Annotated in this window: 17 protein-coding genes; 1 reads left to right on the top strand and 16 read right to left on the bottom strand. The window is 42.6% G+C overall.

Annotated elements, in window-relative coordinates; translation table 11 throughout:
• Positions 1-2: 2 nt before the first annotated feature.
• From L634_RS0109870 to L634_RS0109825, 10 genes are all read right to left on the bottom strand, one after another.
• A complete protein-coding gene (locus L634_RS0109870) occupies positions 3-1,367 on the bottom strand; it encodes an ethanolamine ammonia-lyase subunit EutB (RefSeq protein WP_026582309.1) in 1,365 nt (454 codons plus the stop codon).
• Between the two features lie 17 nt (positions 1,368-1,384).
• Entirely contained in the window at positions 1,385-2,833 is a 1,449-nt protein-coding gene (locus L634_RS0109865) for an ethanolamine ammonia-lyase reactivating factor EutA (protein ID WP_034262420.1), read from the bottom strand.
• Between the two features lie 163 nt (positions 2,834-2,996).
• On the bottom strand, positions 2,997-3,497 hold the full coding sequence (locus tag L634_RS0109860; protein ID WP_026582307.1) for a EutP/PduV family microcompartment system protein: 501 nt from the start codon (positions 3,495-3,497) through the stop codon (positions 2,997-2,999).
• A gap of 13 nt (positions 3,498-3,510) precedes the next feature.
• Positions 3,511-3,852: an ethanolamine utilization microcompartment protein EutS gene (eutS, locus tag L634_RS0109855; protein ID WP_026582306.1), complete on the bottom strand. Its 342-nt coding sequence runs from the start codon at positions 3,850-3,852 to the stop codon at positions 3,511-3,513.
• Positions 3,853-3,879: 27 nt separating this feature from the next.
• Entirely contained in the window at positions 3,880-5,139 is a 1,260-nt protein-coding gene (gene eutH / locus L634_RS0109850; RefSeq protein WP_026582305.1) for an ethanolamine utilization protein EutH, read from the bottom strand.
• 169 nt (positions 5,140-5,308) lie between these two features.
• Positions 5,309-5,881 carry an ANTAR domain-containing response regulator gene (locus tag L634_RS0109845; RefSeq protein WP_026582304.1) on the bottom strand — a complete coding sequence of 191 codons (573 nt, stop codon included), beginning with the start codon at positions 5,879-5,881 and terminating at the stop codon, positions 5,309-5,311.
• A gap of 2 nt (positions 5,882-5,883) precedes the next feature.
• On the bottom strand, positions 5,884-7,308 hold the full coding sequence (locus L634_RS0109840) for a sensor histidine kinase (protein ID WP_026582303.1): 1,425 nt from the start codon (positions 7,306-7,308) through the stop codon (positions 5,884-5,886).
• Between the two features lie 186 nt (positions 7,309-7,494).
• Positions 7,495-8,364: an ethanolamine ammonia-lyase subunit EutC gene (eutC, locus tag L634_RS0109835; RefSeq protein ID WP_026582302.1), complete on the bottom strand. Its 870-nt coding sequence runs from the start codon at positions 8,362-8,364 to the stop codon at positions 7,495-7,497.
• A 16-nt stretch (positions 8,365-8,380) separates the two neighbouring features.
• Positions 8,381-9,739: an ethanolamine ammonia-lyase subunit EutB gene (locus L634_RS0109830; RefSeq protein WP_026582301.1), complete on the bottom strand. Its 1,359-nt coding sequence runs from the start codon at positions 9,737-9,739 to the stop codon at positions 8,381-8,383.
• Positions 9,740-9,985: 246 nt separating this feature from the next.
• Positions 9,986-11,029 carry a DmpA family aminopeptidase gene (locus tag L634_RS0109825; RefSeq protein ID WP_026582300.1) on the bottom strand — a complete coding sequence of 348 codons (1,044 nt, stop codon included), beginning with the start codon at positions 11,027-11,029 and terminating at the stop codon, positions 9,986-9,988.
• 148 nt (positions 11,030-11,177) lie between these two features.
• On the opposite strand from L634_RS0109825, the gene L634_RS0109820 reads away from it, so the two are divergent.
• On the top strand, positions 11,178-12,362 hold the full coding sequence (locus tag L634_RS0109820) for an MFS transporter (protein ID WP_026582299.1): 1,185 nt from the start codon (positions 11,178-11,180) through the stop codon (positions 12,360-12,362).
• Between the two features lie 442 nt (positions 12,363-12,804).
• On the opposite strand, the gene L634_RS0109815 is transcribed toward L634_RS0109820, so the two are convergent.
• The 6 genes from L634_RS0109815 to L634_RS0109785 all read right to left on the bottom strand — a co-directional run bounded on the left by L634_RS0109815 (position 12,805) and on the right by L634_RS0109785 (position 18,469).
• Positions 12,805-13,590: an SDR family oxidoreductase gene (locus L634_RS0109815; RefSeq protein ID WP_026582298.1), complete on the bottom strand. Its 786-nt coding sequence runs from the start codon at positions 13,588-13,590 to the stop codon at positions 12,805-12,807.
• Positions 13,591-13,602: 12 nt separating this feature from the next.
• A complete protein-coding gene (locus tag L634_RS0109810; protein ID WP_026582297.1) occupies positions 13,603-14,376 on the bottom strand; it encodes a class I SAM-dependent methyltransferase in 774 nt (257 codons plus the stop codon).
• A gap of 120 nt (positions 14,377-14,496) precedes the next feature.
• Positions 14,497-15,474, bottom strand: coding sequence for a quinone oxidoreductase family protein (locus tag L634_RS0109805; RefSeq protein ID WP_026582296.1), 978 nt, complete (start codon positions 15,472-15,474; stop codon positions 14,497-14,499).
• 196 nt (positions 15,475-15,670) lie between these two features.
• On the bottom strand, positions 15,671-16,072 hold the full coding sequence (locus tag L634_RS0109795) for an acyl-CoA thioesterase (protein ID WP_026582295.1): 402 nt from the start codon (positions 16,070-16,072) through the stop codon (positions 15,671-15,673).
• Between the two features lie 168 nt (positions 16,073-16,240).
• A complete protein-coding gene (locus L634_RS0109790) occupies positions 16,241-16,804 on the bottom strand; it encodes a TetR/AcrR family transcriptional regulator (RefSeq protein WP_026582294.1) in 564 nt (187 codons plus the stop codon).
• A gap of 51 nt (positions 16,805-16,855) precedes the next feature.
• Positions 16,856-18,469, bottom strand: coding sequence for a long-chain-fatty-acid--CoA ligase (locus L634_RS0109785; protein ID WP_026582293.1), 1,614 nt, complete (start codon positions 18,467-18,469; stop codon positions 16,856-16,858).
• Positions 18,470-18,789 lie beyond the last annotated feature (320 nt).

Below are 18,789 nucleotides of genomic sequence, written 5' to 3'. Positions count from 1 at the left end.
TCCTATCGTGAAAAAATGGTTGGATCCCCTGCGATTTTGCTTAGCTTTCCATTTTCGAAGATCCCCATTTTCTCAAGCCAATCACTGAATATTGGAGATGGCTGCTTATTCATGATCTGTCTTAGGGTTGCGACGTCATGATAGCTCATAGACTGATAATTTAGCATGCAATCATCACCCATTGGGGTGGCGATAATAAAATTCACGCCTGCTGCTGTCAGCAATACACCCAAATCTTCAATATCGTTTTGGTCTGCTTTAATATGATTGGTGTAGCAAATATCTACGCCCATCGGAATCCCATGCATTTTTCCCATAAAGTGATCTTCAAGCCCGGCCCTGATGACTTGTTTATTGTTGTACAAATATTCAGGCCCGATAAACCCGACCACAGTATTCACAATGTAAGGATCATAATAGCGGGCAAAACCATAATTTCGCGATTCCAGCGTCATTTGGTCGATGCCGTAATGGGCTTCAGCCGATAGCTCTGAACCCTGACCTGTTTCAAAGTATAAGCGCTGCGGGCCTGTTCCTGTGCCAAGGCTTCTTGCCATGTCGTTTGCTTCTTCAAGAAGTGAAGCTGTGATTCCGAAAGACCGGTTGGCAGCCTCAGTTCCGGCTATACTCTGGAAAATCATATCGGCAGGTGCACCCTGCTCAATCGCCTTCATTTGAGCTGTTACATGTGCCAGCACACAGTTTTGCGTAGGGATTTCCCAATCTTTAATAAAGGAATGTGTAGCATGGAGCAATCTTTTCACACTTTCGACTGAGTCATCCACAGGATTAATGCCAATTACTGCATCACCAATACCGTAAGAAAGGCCTTCCTTCAGGGATGCGATCATTCCTTCGACATTATCTGTCGGATGATTAGGCTGAAGCCGGGAAGCCAATGTTCCTTCATAGCCAATCGTAATATTGCATTTTGTTAAAACTTCAATTTTGCCGGCAGCGTGAACAAGGTCCAAATTGGACATGACTTTTGCAGCCGCGGCAATCATTTCACTGTTCAGGCCCCTGCTAATTCTCTTTAAGTCCTCACCTGTAGTGGATTCGTTTAGGATGTATTCACGAAGTTCAGCAACAGACCAATTTTTAATGCTTTGATAGACTGGTTCATTAAGCTGGCTTTCAATAATTCTTGAAACTTCATCTTCCTCCGGAGAAAGCATCGGATTTTCGCGGATATCAGAAAGCGTTAAATGACTTAAAACCAGTTTGGCGGCAATTCGTTCCTGGACTGTTTCAGCGGCTATCCCTGCAAGACGATCCCCCGATTTCTCTTCATTTGCTTTTGCAAATAAATCTTTTAAATTATCAAATTGATAAACATTGCCTAAATAGCTGGTTTGCAGCTTCATAAATAATCCCTCCTTTCTTACTGATGGAATGTCAATGTTTTGACGACAACTGGCACTACATTGGTCTGCAGCAAATGGCCAATATCAATATAATCGCCATGTTCAACCTTGATCTGGTCAATACATACAATGCTCTTCCCAGGATCCTGGACTTTTATTGTCTGGCCAAGAACCTTTGCATGGTCGCTTTCCAAAACGACCACTAGCGGCTGATTGGGCACCGGCTTCGTTTGTATGGATTTCAGCAAAGCAGCCGATAATTCCTGAATATCGCGGAACCCCATATAGGGAAGGTCTGTAAAGTACAAGGCAAAATTTTGCCCTTCCTTCTGAGGATCATAAATTTCAATCGCTTGTTTTACAGCTTGCGGCAGCTGCCTAAGACCATTTAATAACTCTTTTCCAAAGCGAACCTGATAGACCGGAAGATTCCGAATAGGCAATTCATGGCTTTCAGCATGGATGGTTGCCCCGCTGATTTCAGTAGTTTGTGTTCCGGCACCGAGGACGGTTGCACGGACAGTTTCATCTGGTTCCACCCAGCTCCAGGCGGCCAGCTCTCTGTTTTTTTTAAGTGACTGGGCCAGCAACTGGCCAATATCGTCATACATAGCAGGAGATGTTCCAGGCTCTTCGTAATGGTACAGGCATTCACTGATTCCGCCAGAAAACATGATTGCATCAATACTTTCATTCCAATTCGGCTCATGTCCGAGCAGGAGGGGAAAATCTGTTTGCCCAAGCTCTCCCCTAAGCATTCTTGCAATGACTCCCGCCATATAGTCAGTCAGTTTATGAATGATTGGCTGGCTTCTGCTGTCTCCTGCTCTTAGACTAGCACCCCATTGTTTAAATATTTTTTTAACAGGGGATGAAATGCTCTTAATCGTGCTTCCCTCAAACTCTACCAGCCTGCCGCCGATATGTAGCGCACAGGTCCCGCAAAGCTTACCGGAACGAAAGACAGCGACATTGGCGGTGCCTCCGCCAATGTCAATATTCGCAATGGTTTTCCCAGTCATTTTGGAATGCCCGTATGCGCCCGATCCCTTGGCTGCTATGATTCCTTCCAAATCTGGACCTGCTGTTGCAACTAGAAAATCGCCTGCGTGATCTGATAAATAATGAACCATCTCTTCCGCGTTCTGCTTGGTAGCCGTTTCTCCGGTAATAATGACAGCCCCTGTTTTAATATCATTTGGCTCAATCCCTGCTGACTTGTATTCCTTCCTGACAAGCCTCTCGACTGACTGAATATCAATTTCGGCTGCCGAGATTAGCGGAGTCCGATAAATAGGACTGCGGTAAAGCACTTCCTTATCTATAATTTCAATTCGCGGCATATGTGTTCCGCCAGCCATATTCATGAGTGAAAATCTGCTGATCACGATTTTTGTCGTACTCGTTCCGATGTCGATCCCTGCGCTAAGAATATTTTCTTTCTGTGCATCGTAACGTTTCAACATGATCCCCACCTTACCAAAATGAATAATTTGTTATGCTGGCAAAATAAAAAAGGCACCCCATATGAGCCATCAATAGATTGATAGATCATACAAGGCGCCTTTGCCTGTTAAATTCTTTTGTATAATTAGAATATATTCTATTATCTTATTTTTGTAAAGGGTTTCAAACGAAAAAAACGGCATCGCCCCGCAATGAATCTGTATATTTCTTCATTTCCTGTAAAGAATTGCATTTCACGAGGCTGCGGATATCTTCCAAACCTTTCCCTGTCACAGAAGAAGAAACAACAATCGGCCCTTTAGGCATTGCGTTTTTCAGCTGTTTGATTGCCAGATCAACATCTGCTTCCTTTAAGTCGCTTTTGGTGATCACACCTATTGGCAGCTTATTGAAACCGGTGCTGAAGCCTGGAGGGAAAATCGTCTTTTGTTTAGTGGCATCTTGCAAATACAATATATGCGTCACTTCGAGTGCTGTCGCCATAATATTTTTGTAGAAAAACGGATTTTCTGTGTATTCTCCTGGCGTATCCACAATCCAATCATAATAGTTTAGTGCCTGTGTCTTCACCGCTTCCACTTCCCGTCCGAGGAGAGCATTTGTTAAGGTAGACTTTCCGGCTCCAATCGAACCGATCAGCATAGCTCTGTTCATTTTTTTCATCGTATACAGCTCCTTATGATTTTGTAATTTCCGAAGGAGTGTACCTCAGTGTCTCGGATAAGAACCGGTTGATTTCTTCCATTGCCATTTGCACCGCAGATACGGTGCCTACGATAACAAGGCTGCCTGTGAAGCGATCGAGAAAGCCGATTTGGACATCGGCTGCCTTCGTAGCAAGGTCACCTGCAATAATGACGGTTTCGCTTGGTGTCAATGTTAAAATCCCAAGGGCACCTGCCTGCTGTATTCCCAGTTTATCAAACATATCCGGATCGGGATTAGCTATTAAATGACTAAGTGTTACTTGTTTTCCAGGTACAAACTCTTGAATAAATCGTTTTTTTTCTTCATTCATTGCTTCGGCCCTCCCAGGTGACTATTGCTAAATTGCTTTTTTTACTTTCTCATTCTTCGCCAAATATTCATCCTTGCCAATAATGCCTGCTTCACGGTCTTTTTTCTCTAATTCCAAAGCTTTTGGCACTGATAGCCAATAAGCTAACCCGATACCAATAATGCCAGCAGAGATTTTACCGGCAATAATCGGCAGAATTAAGGTTGGCTGAAAGTTTGCTGTAAATGACAGATGGTCACCAAGCAGGAATGCTGCACAAACGGCAAAGGAGATATTAATGACCTTATCTTTCGGCGGCATCGTTCTTACAAGTTTGAACATAGCAAGAATATTTGCGATCGTAGCAACAATACCCGCGCTGCCTTCTTTGCTTAATCCTACTTTGCGTCCAAGTGCTTCCAGCGGGCCGCCTGCATATTTTTGAAGAAGGTAAACCATTGGAAACGCACCTGCAAGCATGATGCCGATATACCCGGCTGTTTCAAGTGCACGGAACTGATCCTCTGAATCAGCCATAATTGGATCAAAGCCCCAGCCCCCAAATACTGTAGTGAATAAGCCTGTAAAAATCTCCACGATTGAAAACACCAGAACGAGTTTAATTCCTGCATCTAAAATCCGCCCAAACCACATGAATGCATTGATCATTAAATCAGGCATAAAATAGAGGCCTAATGCAATCACAATAACGAAAATCAGCAAGGGGCTTAAATTTAATAATATATGTCCCAAACCTAGTGCAAATTGATATTTTGCCTCACCAGATGTGGAAATGAAATCACGGAAATTAGAGCTGGAAACAGATATTATCACACTGGAAATAAACGCACCTATTGGAATTGTCAATACTCCTGACATAACCCCCAGTGCCATGTATTTATGATCACGTTTATCAAGCATTGCCAATCCCATTGGGATAGAAAATACAATGGTTGCCCCAGCCATAAAACCAACAATCATCGCCATGATCCAGCCCTCTTGTGTTTGTTTCAAAACTTCAGCTAATTGATAGCCCCCCATATCAGTTGCCAAAATGGCTGTTGCTGCTATAGCTGGATCAGCTCCAATGGCTGCAAAAAAAGGACCGCACACCTTGTCAATAAACCATGAAAGATAAGGTATTGATGCCATAATTCCTGCGGCTGGCACAAAAATATGGCCTACAGCATGAAGCCCTTCCATAAATTGCTTTCCCAGACCTTCATCACTGTTTTTTATTGCCGCGAAAGCTCCTGCAACCGCACAGGCCATGATGATGTAAATAACGATATTACCTATCATCTCCATAAGAAATCCCTCCTGGGTTTTTTTATATGTTAACGGATCCTGTGTAAAAATTTATTAAGCAAATAGACTGGTTGTTTTTGGGTTTTCCAAAAAAGACAAAAAGGTGCCGTACGGTTATAGGTGTAACCGCATGGCACCTTTGCCTGGTCTATTCACTTGTTCAAAATCTTTAAGCGTTATATTTTAATATAATCCGCTTTGCCACATTCTCCAGAGTAACCTGTTTGTTCATGCTAATTTTTCGCATTTTTTTAAAGGCATCATCTTCTGGCAGGTTAAACTTTTGCATTAAAATGCCTTTCGCCTTCTCCACCATTTTTCTTTCATTTAACCTCTGGTTCATAGATTCTACTTGTTCGCGAATAGCATTTGCATTCTCGGCTTGTCTAAGTGCAATTTCCACAGCAGGTATCAAACTGGCTTCATTGACAGGTTTAACCAAATAGCCAAGGATATTGGCTTGCTTCGCCTTGTCAATATATTCCCGCTGGCTGTATGCTGTCAGCAGCAGTATAGGTGTATTCGTTTTGTTTGAAATGATTTCACTTGCTTTAAGCCCGTTCAGCTTAGGCATTTTTATATCCATCAGGATTAAGTCCGGCTTTAATGAAAAAGCAAGTTCAACTGCTTTTTCACCATCCCCCGCCTGGGCAATGACTTCATAGCCTGCATCCTCCAGCATCAAGCTTAAGTCCATACGGACAATTGATTCATCCTCTACTACCATGATTTTCTTTTTCAAGACTAATCCCCCTTCCTTTCCAATGGAAATTGCACGGCTGCAATTGTCCCTGTTTCAGCTCGTTCAATTAAAAAATGACCGGATAAATCATGCTCAATCATCATTTTCACAATATCTAAGCCTAAAGAAGGTTTTGCTTTTGGTGAATACCCTGCACCATTATCAATCACCTGAACTTTTATTGCATTGTTTTTATGCTGGTAACAAACATCTATTCGCCCTTCCTGTTTCGTCTTAAATGCATGCTTTACACAATTCTGTATGAGTTCATTGATTACCAGTGAAAGGGAAACTGCTTTGTCTGAATCGATCAAAAGCATCGGTCCTTGGTAATTGATATGTATATTTTTCTGGTCATGTTTTGCTTCTTGAACCAGCGTGTTGCCGATTTTCTCTATTAAGCTATAAATATCCACTTCATCAGCACTCGAACTTGAAAGGATAATTTCATATACCGAAGCAATACTGGTGATTCGATTCAAGCTTTCTACGAAGTGTACCTTGCTTTCTTCAGGCACTCCTCTTCGCATCTGCAGCCTCAAAAGACTAGCAACTGTTTGCAGATTATTTTTAACACGATGATGAATTTCCCGAATGGCTACCGATTTAACAACAATCTCTCTTTCTTTTTCCCTGAGCTCGGTAAGGTCTTTAAGAATGACAAATGTCCCATTCGACTTTCCGGCCACATCAAGTTTTATTTTCTTAACGCTGAATATTTTATTCATCATTTTAATTTCTTTTACCAGGAGTTCTTCAGGCTCGTTAAGAATGTCTTTTATAAAAGGAAAGCAATCAGTTATTGGAATGCCTACCCTAGACTCTTCTATCCCTATTTCATGAATAAGATTAGTAGCCGATGGATTGTTATAAACAATTTTGTTTTCATCGTCGATAAAAAATAGTGATTCCTCTATTACTTCCGGAATAATCGGCCTATCCTTCGCCATCCCTATGAGAATTTCACTCATTGTTTCTGTAGCCTCTGATAACGCTTCCAATTTAAGCTGATGCTGGAGCTTTTCACTGATATCCTTCTCCATAATCAATGCGCCTATTACGCTTCCCTGTGACCCTTTAATCGGCACAACACTTTGCTCCACAGTTTTGCCTTCCTGGGTCAAAGCCCGATTGAGAAACATATTTTTCCCGGTTTTTAACGTATAAAAAACGGCGGGCTCGAAAGCTTCATAAGCAAACTTTCCTGCAACTGGTTTCTGGTAAACAGATTTAGCGGTTGCAGGAGCCGCTTCTGCAACAACAATCGCATGTTTCCGCTCTTTAGTGGGGCAATCAACAAAAACGTTTGCCTGGTTTAGGTCAGCAATTAAAGGAAGATTAGCAGAGACCTCTTTAATTTTTTCAACATCTTTATTTGAAAGATTGGTATGAAGAGTGCATAACTCTTCTACAGAGGTGTTTGCCATATGCTGTGATCTCCCAATAAATTTTTAAAAGTGTCAGAATATATAAAAATTTTATAGTTAATGAAGAAGATTGTCAACACAGATTTAAAGGGTTTAAAAGGAAATTGGTGCGGTTCTGGCATAGAGCTGGAGAAACAAGAAATAGACAGCATGGCGTTCAACCATATCTTGCTGCCTTCTTCCAATCTATTTATGCTGTGCCAATTTTACACCGCTTGCCTTACGCTTTAAGATTTCCTCTATTAAATCTGCCAGATGGGCCCCCGCTTCAACCGGCGGTACACCTCCATCATGGATATTGCTGATAACCGTACGATCTGCTTCAACCGTTTCCAGATCAGGACGATAAATCAGGTACGCGCTTATACTCTTAGAGGTTGCCAATCCAGGCCTTTCCCCTATCAATGATATGATCACATCACAATTAACAATGGAAGCAAGGTCATCCTGAATCCAAACACGGCTGCGTTTAATGAAAACAGGGTCACCTAAGGTAATATTTTTGGATTTTAAGCCCTGGACCAAGGCTGGAAGCAAATCTCTCATATTGGCTTCCACTCCAGTTGAACTAAGGCCATCGGATACAATAATCTGCACTTGTTTATTTTTAGGAAGATGTTTATCAGCCCATTGTCTTGATGATTCATGAAGTTTTCTGCCACTGTCCAGGTCCATTAAGTATTCATCCATAGACTTTGATTTTGATTCAAGGATGGGGAGGTTTAATTCTCTTAAAAACTCTTGGGATACATCCTTGAAAACCGCATCCTGGGCTGCTGCATGATCAATTCTGAAATCAAGGTAATCCCTTGTTTTCATACGGGTGCCAGTCCGGCCGATCCCAATCCGTGCAGGTGTAATCGATTGAACCCTTTTGATTTCCTCACGATCGGCGGGGTCTTCTACGCCTACCCGTTTTTCCTTTTGATAAATGATTTCCCTCACTATGCTTTCATAGTCTTCTGTATTTTCATAAAAGGATTGCTTATTGTTTTGCAGTGGCTCCCCTTTTTGCAGCTCTTCTATTACCTGTTTGACAATTGTTTGAATATCCATAACAGTTCCCCCTTCCTTACTTAAAAATAGATAAATCTCCTGCCCGTTCTGTTAGCTTACCGTTCTCCATAATGCCCATTTTCTCCAGCCACTTTTCAAATTCCCGGAGCGGACGAAGTCCAAGCATTTCTCTTAAACTTGCATCATCATGATAGCTGGTGTCCTGATAGCTCAGCATCACATCATCCCCGCCCGGTACACCCATATAGAAATTTGCTCCGGCAAGGGCGGTGAGCATCCCGGCGATTTCCTGATCATTTTGATCAGCTTGCATATGGTTTGTATAAGTAGGAGCAATTCCCATAGGAAGTCCATGTATTTTTCCCATAAACAAATCCTCCAGATCTGCGCGAATCACTTGTTTCCCGTCATAAATTGTTTCAGGCCCTATAAAACCAGAAACATTGTTAACCATAAATGGCTTCCAGTGCCGGGCATATCCGTATGTACGTGCCTCAAGCGTCTGCATATCAATGCCAAGGTGTGCATCGAGAGATACTTCAGATCCCTGGCCTGTTTCAAAATAAAGTTGATTTGGACCTGTAGAAGATCCATACTTAGACATGAGTTCCAGTGCTTCATCTAAAATTTCCCTAGATACACCAAATTCATTATTCCCTGCTTGTGTGCCGGAAAGACTTTGGAACATAAGCGCTATAGGCGCACCTTTTTTCAGGGCCTGCATTTGGGTGGTAATATGTGCAAGAACACAATTTTGGGTAGGAATTTCCCATTTTTGAATGAAATCATGTGTCATATGTAAAATTTTCGAAACGGACTCAACTGAATCATTGTTCGGATTTACCCCAATCACGGCATCACCCGATCCGTATGACAGCCCTTCCTTTATAGACGCAAGAATTCCTTCCGGATTATCAATCGGATGATTGGGCTGGCATCTGAATGCCAAACGGCCATGTTCGCCGATTGTTGTATTGCAATGGGCGGTTGGCCTGATTTTTTGCGAAGCCAGCACTAAGTCTATACTTGACATAAGCTTGGCTGCAGCAGATATCATTTCACTAGTCAACCCTTTGCTGATTCGAATTAAGTCAGAGGCATCCGTCTTATGGGATAAAATATAATCCCTCAATTCACCTATAGACCAGCTTGAAATTTCTTTATAAATAAAAAGATTTAGATCATCATAAATGATTCGGGTTACCTCATCCTTTTCATAAGGTATAACGGGGTTTTCATAAATGTCTTTTAATGTCAGTTCACTTAAAACAACCTTTGCTGCCATTCGTTCCAAAGATGACTGTGCAGCAATGCCAGCCATTTTATCTCCTGATTTCTCTTCACTTGACTTTGCTAAAACTTCAGCAATTGAACGAAATTGATAGGTTTCATTCTTCAATGTACATGTAAACATAATAGCCCCCTTCCAGAATGAGAAGCGACATCCAATCATAACCTTAAATACAAAGGAGTAAGCGGTAACAGGAAAGGCCGCTCCAAACAAAAAGGCACCAAAATAGCATAAGCCATAAAACGGCTTAACTATTAAGGCGCCTTCACCTAGTTTTTTCACTTGTACATTATTATAGCAAGGAGATAACAGAAAGGATAGATATTTTTGAATTTTCAATAATTTATTTTTTTGGGAGCGTCCCTTCCATTAGGAAAACATTCCTTCCACCACCCTGCCTTTCCGCCCCTTCGTTGTAACAGCCTGGGACAATGAATTTAGGATTGCCTCTTCGGCTGCCTCGGCTGCAGCTTGAAATAACTGATTCATCATGGGATGGTCGTCCCTTATAAAATGTGCTGATTCGATCAATTCAGGGCTTTGGTGAGGTATTTTATTGGCAGTTGAAAAGGCAATGACAATGTCGCCGCTTCCATTGCTGTAATGGCTTCCTGTCCGGGCGAGGCCGATGCCGCATCTTTTTGCCAGTCTTTTTAGCTGTCTATCACTGACTGGTGCATTCGTAGCCAGGACAATCATAATCGATCCATCAGGCGTGTCTTTCGGTTCCTGGGCGATTTCGGGAAATAAGCCATATTTTTTGAATGGGAAATCGTCTTTATTGCCAAAATTGGTGACGACCAGGCAGCCGATCATGTATTCTGCAGGATTTTTTTCTTCATTTATGATCCTTGAAGCAGTTCCGACGCCGCCTTTATATCCAAAACATACCATGCCTTTGCCTGCGCCTATAGCTCCTTCTGCCGTTTGTTCAGACTTGGCATTTTCTATAGCTTCAATAGCATGTTCGGGCTTAACTGGCAATTCACGAATTGAGTTAAGATACCCATCATTGCATTCGCCAACGACAATATTGATGGTCCCCGTTGTATCGCCTATTTCTGGTGTGTTCTTAAGCATATATTGCAAAGTGCCATGTGTGACAGCAGGAACACCGAACGTGTTGGTCAGCATAATCGGAGACTCAATCAGGCCTAATTCCTCTACCTGTACGAGCCCCGTTGTTTTGCCAAACCCATTGATGACGCAGCTTGCTGCAGTCACTTTTTCTTGGAATAGATTTCCTTCGTGCGGCAAAATAGCTGTTACACCCGTGCAGGCATACTGGTCTTTTTCGTCGAGCGGAAAATCCAGTGTAACATGACCAACAAGTACTCCTGTAACATCTGTAATGCAATTCTTTATGCCTGGCTGCAGCCTGCCAATTTTGACGCCTCTTTCTCTAATCTTCATAACAGTCCTCCAAATATAATGATGATTTTATTTTATAAGAATAAATGCATTCAATAGAATTTCCATATGTTTTCCTTTATAATAGATAAATATTTAGGTTTCCTAATTATTTTACGATCATTTACATAGTTTTTGGGAGGATTTTTTCATGGATCATTCTTTAGCAAAGGGAGCAGGCAAACAAAGTGCGAGCTCTGAAAAGATATGGACACGGGATTTTGTGCTGATTTTGATGTCCAATTTTTTTATCTTTCTTGGATTTCAAATGACGCTTCCAACCATCCCCCTTTTTGTTGAAAAATTGGGCGGCAATGACCAGCTGATTGGGATAGTGGTTGGGATCTTTACTTTTTCTGCGCTTTTATTGCGCCCCTATGCGGGCCACACCCTGGAGACAAAGGGAAGGCGTTTTGTCTACTTAACAGGATTGGGCATTTTTGTGATATCAGTTGGTTCTTTTGGATTCGTGAGTAGTTTAATTTTCTTATTTATATTAAGGGTTGTCCAAGGATTTGGCTGGGGCTTTTCCACAACTGCTTCAGGCACGATCGCCACTGATTTGATTCCTGCTAAACGGCGCGGTGAAGGAATGGGCTACTTTGGGCTTTCCGGCAATATCGCTCTTGCTTTCGGACCGACATTAGGATTAGCATTAACCGGGATTATCTCTTTCAGGCTTTTATTTTTAATTTGTGCACTATTAGGTTTAACAGCACTCCTGCTTTCATCGAGAATTCAATATAAGGAAGTCGAGAAGCAGAGTGTTCCGGTGAAAAGATGGGATATTTACGAAAAAAGCGCGTTAAAACCTTCCCTTCTCTTATTTTTTATCACCGTCACATTTGGCGGGATCGCTTCATTCCTGCCGATTTACTCCGCGCAAAAAGGAATTGGCGGAATACACTGGTACTTCCTGCTCTTTGCCATCGCTTTAATGATATCCCGGACGTTCGCTGGCAGATTGTATGACCAAAGGGGGCACCAGGCGGTTTTCATCCCGGGTGCTGTACTAGTATTAATAGCCATGATCCTGCTTGCCTGGCTTCCGAGCAGCATAATCATGTATACAGCTGCCATCCTGTACGGGCTTGGGTTTGGGTCTGTCCAGCCTGCACTTCAAGCCTGGTCTGTAAAAGAAGCCCCTCCCAATCGCAGGGGAATGGCCAATGCCACCTTTTTCTCCTTTTTTGATCTGGGTGTTGGCATCGGAGCGATAGCGTTCGGGCAAATTGCCCATCTGTATGGCTACAGCAGCATTTACATGACAGCCGCCGGATCTGTAGTAATTTCAATCTTTCTGTATTTATGGATTCTAATGACCAAGCGAGGTTAAATAGAAAGACGATTTTCCAATATCATTTGGAAAATCGTCTTTTTTTATCCGTATTAACGGGCTGTAAGACCCCCACTTCAAGACTTTGATGGAACCATAAAGGATAAGTGGGGGATCAACTGCCCATAAAAGCCCGATTGACCGAAAAGCGGAAGCACCTTGACCAGGGGGCGACAAGCATAAGACGAGCTCCGGAGGAAGGCGTTCTTTGCCTTCTGCAGGGCGGCTTATGACTCGAGCCCTTAGGCGCTGTAGCTAGACAGGTGAGATACAGCGAAACTTGCCTCCTGGGGTTTTCAGGAGGTAAAGTTGAACCAATCGGGTTTGTACTGCCGATTGATCGAAGCGTTAGCTAAAGATTTAGCGACAGTAGAACGCGACTAACCATCAGTGGGGGATGAAAGAAAACCCCCGCTGATGAAAGTTTCACTTTATGTAAAATCTATAAAGCCTTTACCATGCCGCCATCTACCAAAATGGAGCTTCCGGTTACATAGCTGCTCGCAGCAGAAGCCAGGAAGGTCACTACATTCGCAAACTCTTCCGGGGTTCCATATCTGCGAAGCGGTATCATGCTTTTAGCTTTTTCAGCAACTTCTTCCTTGGAGATGTTCTGCAGGTCCGCATGATGCTGATCCAAATAATCCACTCTGTCTGTCGCAATACGCCCCGGGGCTACCGTATTGATTAATATATTATATGGCGCAAGCTCCTGTGACAGGGTCTTTGTCATGCCGACAATTCCTAATCGGAATGTATTTGATAACAGAAGCCCCGGTATTGGCTGCTTAATGCTGGAGGAAGCAATATTAATAATTCTTCCGCCATTTTTCTTCAGTTCAGGAAGCGCCTCCCGGATAAGCCTTACATAACTTAATAGATTTAATTGAAAAGCTTTTTCCCAGTCTTCATCTGTAAAGGATTCGAACGTTCCGCCTGGAGGGCCACCGGCATTATTGACCAGAATATCAATTCCGCCGAGCGTTTCACTCGTATGCTTCATTAATTGTTTGATATCTTCAGGTCTTGTAATGTCCGCCCGATAGTAATTAACTTCTACACCATATTGCTTACGAAATTCCTCTTGAACAGCCTGCAGCTTCAATTCATCCCGGCTTGTAATCATTACATGGGCACCTTCTTTAGCAAGCTGAGCTGCAACCGCTTTTCCAAGCCCTTGGCTCGATGCCGCTACAAGGGCTTTTTTTCCTTGAAGTTTAAGATCCATTTTGCTTTCCTCCTATTGTTTTATGCAAAGTGCCATCCATTCATCCACTTTTAAAGATTGAACACTGCCATCTTTCAATTTGACTTCAAAATAATCCCGGACAGGCTGGTCTGCTTGTAAAATGAAATTTTTAACTGATTTTATTTGTTCCTCATTTTCCGTTGTGCGCCTTACCCAGGTTGGAAATTCATAAGCTTTCTTTCTGCTTTTTGCGTTCGTTTCCTGTAACCCTGAACGGGCAAATAAAGATCTCCATTCTTTTATGGATAGACATTTGTTATGGCTGTCATCACGGAGTTTTTCAAATGTATTCATGAATTCAGCCAGTTCCTCTCCTTCGGGTGCAATATTATCAATGAGCAGAAAATGGCCGCCCGATTTTAAAACTCTCCCCGCTTCCTGGATGAATTTTTCAGGGTGCGGAAAATGATGAGGGGCAATCCGGCACGCGACAGCATGAAAGGACCCATCAAGAAACGGCAAAGCTTCAGCATCGGCAACCACATACCAAATGTTTTTAAAGCTTTCTAAGTGGCGTGCGGTATTGGCTAGCATATCTTTAGTCAAATCGGCAGCAAAAACATGTGAGACATAAGGGGATAGGCTTTTCGCCACATGTCCGCCGCCAGTAGCTATATCCAAAACCACCCAATCCTCCTGTGGATTAAGCCATTGCACCAGCTGATTCAGTTCAGCAGCATCTGCGTGAATCTTGCTCTGTACATATTTTTCAGCATTTTTTCCAAATGTATCTCTAACCTTTTTCTTTATGTCTTCCTGTCCCATTAGAATCACCTTCAATCAAACATTAATTAATATGACATTCTATAATTTCTATAGGAAAGGGCGGTTCTCCTGTTGGTTTTACATGAAAAAAAGAGCCTGCCATAATGACAGGCTTCCAAATTATTTTGAAGGTTCGAGAATCAGTTTCCCCTTCGTTTTTCGCGACTGCAAAAGTGTATGGACTTTTGCAGCATCTTCCAATGGATGGACTTCGCCAATTGTTAGCTTTAATTTTCCTTCGGCTACATAGGTCATTAATTCTTTCATGCTAGGCTGCAGCAGTTCAGGTTTTCTCATTATCTGCGGCAGGAAGAAGCCAATTACCGACTGGTTGCGGGCCATTAAGGATGATGGATATAACCGGCTCTGCTCCCCGCTTGCGACACCATAAATTACTAGGCGGCCAAAAGCTGCAAGGCAATTTAACGTTTTATTAAAAATCTCCCCTCCAGCCATTTCCAGCGCAACATCTACACCCTTTCCACCTGTAGCCTCCACGACTTCATTTTCCCAGCCTTCTTTTGTATAGTTCACAAGTACATCAGCTCCCATTTCTTTAGCAAGCTGAAGCTTCTCATCTGAGCTGGCAGTAGCGATCACCTTCCCGGCACCGAATAATTTCGCTAGCTGTACAGCAAGGGTTCCTACGCCGCCTGCTGCTGCATGAACAAGAACACTTTCTCCCTTTTCAAGCCGGCCCATTGTTTTTAAAATATGGTAAGCACTTAAACCTTGAAGCGGAAGCGCTGCGGCTAGTTTAAAGTCCAGCCCTTCCGGCAGAGGAATGAGTCCCCTTTCATCTGCTGCCACATACTCAGAGTAGCCGCCCGATTCTATCAGCGTAACAACTCTTGTTCCAACCGGAATGCTTGCTTCTTTGCCTGTCGCAACGACAACACCTGCCACCTCGGCACCTGGGATGAAGGGCAGAGGTGTTGGTACCACATATTGTCCTTCCCTTCTGGCTGTATCCGCATAGTTCACACCAACGGCATGTACTTCGATTAACACTTTACGCCCTGTTGGCTGCGGTTTTTCTAAATCTATTACGTTCAGAACTTCCGGTCCTCCATATTCCTTAAATTGAATGGCTTTCATTTTGGACACTCCTTATTTAGAAATATATTCTGAATGCTGCAGCAAAGCCCGCCTCGTTCATATTGAAGCTCCCTGATCCTTCTGTTTCTGGAATTCTTTTTCCAAAAGCTCTTTTCTCATAGTATGATGTTTTAGTTTTATAAATTTTCCCCGCATATTTCAGCATGGGACACTTGCTTTCCGCAGGGAGATATGCCTATGATTCTATTAAATTCTGTGCAAGCCCTTCTCTAAGCAAATCAGGAATGTCAGCACTTTCCTGTTTCTGAAAATCGAAATAGACTATAATGGCGTTGCCCCTGGCAATCAAGTTGTTTGTCTGTGAACAGACGATTTCATGATCGAGCTGAAAGCTTTTCCTGCCAATGCGAGAAACCCAGGTTTTTACGGTAAGAATTTGGTTAAAGTATCCCTGGCTCAAAAAATCGCACTTGGTCGAAGCCAAAATGAAATGCCATTTTTTCACGTCCATGCTGTAGCCAAGCGTTTCAAAATATTTAACGCGGGCTTCCTCCAGGTAAATAAAATAACTGGTATTGTTTACATGGCCGAGTGCATCTGTTTCGCAAAAGCGGACGGTTATAGTCATTTCATTCATGCTGGCACCCCATTCATTTATTTTTCTTCTTTCTTATACTGAACAGTTGGTATGCTGACAAATCCAATGGCGGATAAAATTTTGTTTACTTGGATAAAATCAGGAATTAGCGGATATATTTAAATTTTCGCGGATATCGTCTCCATGCGTGCAAACTATTTTTGGTTTTTACCTTTCAATCCCTTTTAAAATCATTTCCGTGAAAATCTCAGCCACTTCCCTGTCAGAAATGCTTCCATCCGGGTTGAACCATTGATAGCTCCAGTTGGCAATACCAAGAATGCCAAACGTGACAATGGATGTTTTTAAATCAGGCCTAAACTCGCCGTTCTGTTTGCCTGTTTCTAAAAGTTTTTCAACATTAAGCCTGAATTGCTCCCTTTTAGGGAGGATTTCAGAAAGTCTTTCTTCACTGAGATTTCGCATCTCCCTGAAAAACACTTTGGCACTGGCTCCCTCTGTTTTAATATTGCTGATCAGCATATGGAAAATTTCAAACAATTTGTCTTTGCATGGTTTCGATTCATCCTTTAGGATCTCCTCCTGGTTCGACAGCATCTCATCAATGTACCGAAGATGGATATCCATCAGGAGCTCTTCTTTGCTTGAAAAATAGTAGTAAAATGTGCCCTTCGTCACACCGATACTGTCGACAATGTCCTGTATCGATGTCTCGCTAAAGCCTTTTTGATCAAATAGCTGGATGCTCTTTTCTGTTATTTTTTCTTTCAATGTTAGTCCCCGCTTCTGTAAGAAAATATCGACAGAATTATATCATATTTCCTAGTTTTTCCGGAGTTCTTCCCTCAATGCCCTCCGAAGGATTTTACCAACATTGGTCTTTGGGAGCTCATCACGGAATTCTACTATGGAAGGCACCTTATAGGCCGCCATGTTTTGCTTGCAATAAGAAATAATTTCTTCCTCAGAAGCTGTTTTGCCTGCTTTTAAAACGAGGACTGCCTTAACCGTTTCTCCACGGTAAGCATCTGGCGCGCCAATCACAACTGCCTCCTGAACAGCGGGATGCTCATAAAGCACTTCTTCAATATCACGGGGATAAATATTATAACCGCTCGCGATGATAAGATCTTTTTTGCGATCGACTATATACAGAAAGCCATCTTCATCCATGCGTGCAATATCACCAGTAAATAGCCATCCATTTCTTAAAGTGCTGGCTGTTTCTTCAGGCATATTCCAATAGCCTTTCATAATCTGCGGCCCTCTAATAATCACCTCGCCAAGCTCGCCCACTGGAACTTCTTCTGTTCCAGTCGCCAAATCGACCACCTTATATTCTGTTGAAGGGTAGCCAATGCCAACACTACCAGGCTTTCTTTCTGAAAAAGGAGGGTTGCAATGGGTAACAGGCGAAGCCTCGGATAAACCGTAGCCTTCAAGAATCTGAGCACCTGTTTTCCGCTCGAAATCATGCAGCAGCTCAACAGGCATTGGTGCGCTGCCGCTATTGCAGGTTTCAATGCTGCTAATGCCATATTCCTCTGCACGCGGGTGATTAGTAATTGCTACATACATGGTCGGAACCCCCGGGAACACCGTTGGCTGTTCATTTTTAATCGTATTCAGCACTTCTTCCAACTCAAAGCGCGGCAAAAGGATCGATACGTTCGCAGTAAAAATAGCAAAGTTCATGCAGGCAGTCATCCCGAAAACATGGAATAAAGGAATGACTGTTAAATATTTTTCCCGGCCAATTTTCGTTCTTTCTTTAAAAAATTCATACGTTTGGATACAATTGGCCAGCACATTACGGTGAGTTAGCATGGCGCCTTTGGATCGGCCTGTTGTTCCGCCTGTGTATTGGAGGACTGCTATATCATGTTCAGGCTCGATATTTACAGGTGTGTACTGCCCTTTTCCTTCAAGCAAAAATGCATCAAATTTCTTGTCTGGCACAAATGTGGCTTCAGATGGCTGAAGGCTGACAACTACAATATTTTTCAGCTTCGTATTGTTTTGAACGCTTTTCACACGCGGATATAGGGCATCTAAGACGACAAGGGTTTCAGCACCAGAATCATTCATGATATGTTCCACTTCACGCTCAACCAGCATTGGATTCACCTGGGTTACGATGGCACCAGCAGCAAGGGTGCCATAATAGGAAATTACATATTGAGGGCAGTTAGGCAGCATGATGGCAACACGGTCACCCTTCTGAATCCCATTTTTCTGCAAAGATGCGGCAAATCCATAAACTGCTTTCTGCAGCTCTCCGTATGTAATTTTCCTTCCATAAAAAGATAAGGCATTATTTTGCGGATACATGGCTGTAATTTCCTGCAGCATCTCAGGCATTGATTTACTTGGAATGTTCACTTCAGCTGCTATAGATTCAGGATAGTGGGCAAGCCAGGCTTTTTTCTCACTCATAAAAATCCCTCCATTATTTGCAATCAACTTGTCACTCAATCTTTTTCTAACATTACATGTGTGCCGCCATCTACAATCAGGACATTGCCCGATTGTGTACACGCTTACATTATTCCTTAAGCGCACGTTTAGCTGCCCCAATAAGCCGCATGCATTGGTGAATTCGTCCTAATCAGATCCCTTTCCTTTTCCCGAAATGTTATCTTCAGAGGAATTTTTACAATGTCATATGTAAATTCACCTTTCGTGAAAAATCCAATTGTTTGTCCCTCCCTTATTGACTAACCGGTTGGTATGTTATAGTTTCAGTATAAACAATC

It is taken from the genome of Bacillus sp. J33, assembly GCF_000518885.1.
In the GTDB taxonomy this organism is placed as follows: Bacteria; Bacillota; Bacilli; order Bacillales; family Cytobacillaceae; genus Cytobacillus.
Note: the sequence above shows the minus strand (reverse complement) of the source record. Positions and strands in the feature narration are given on the sequence as shown.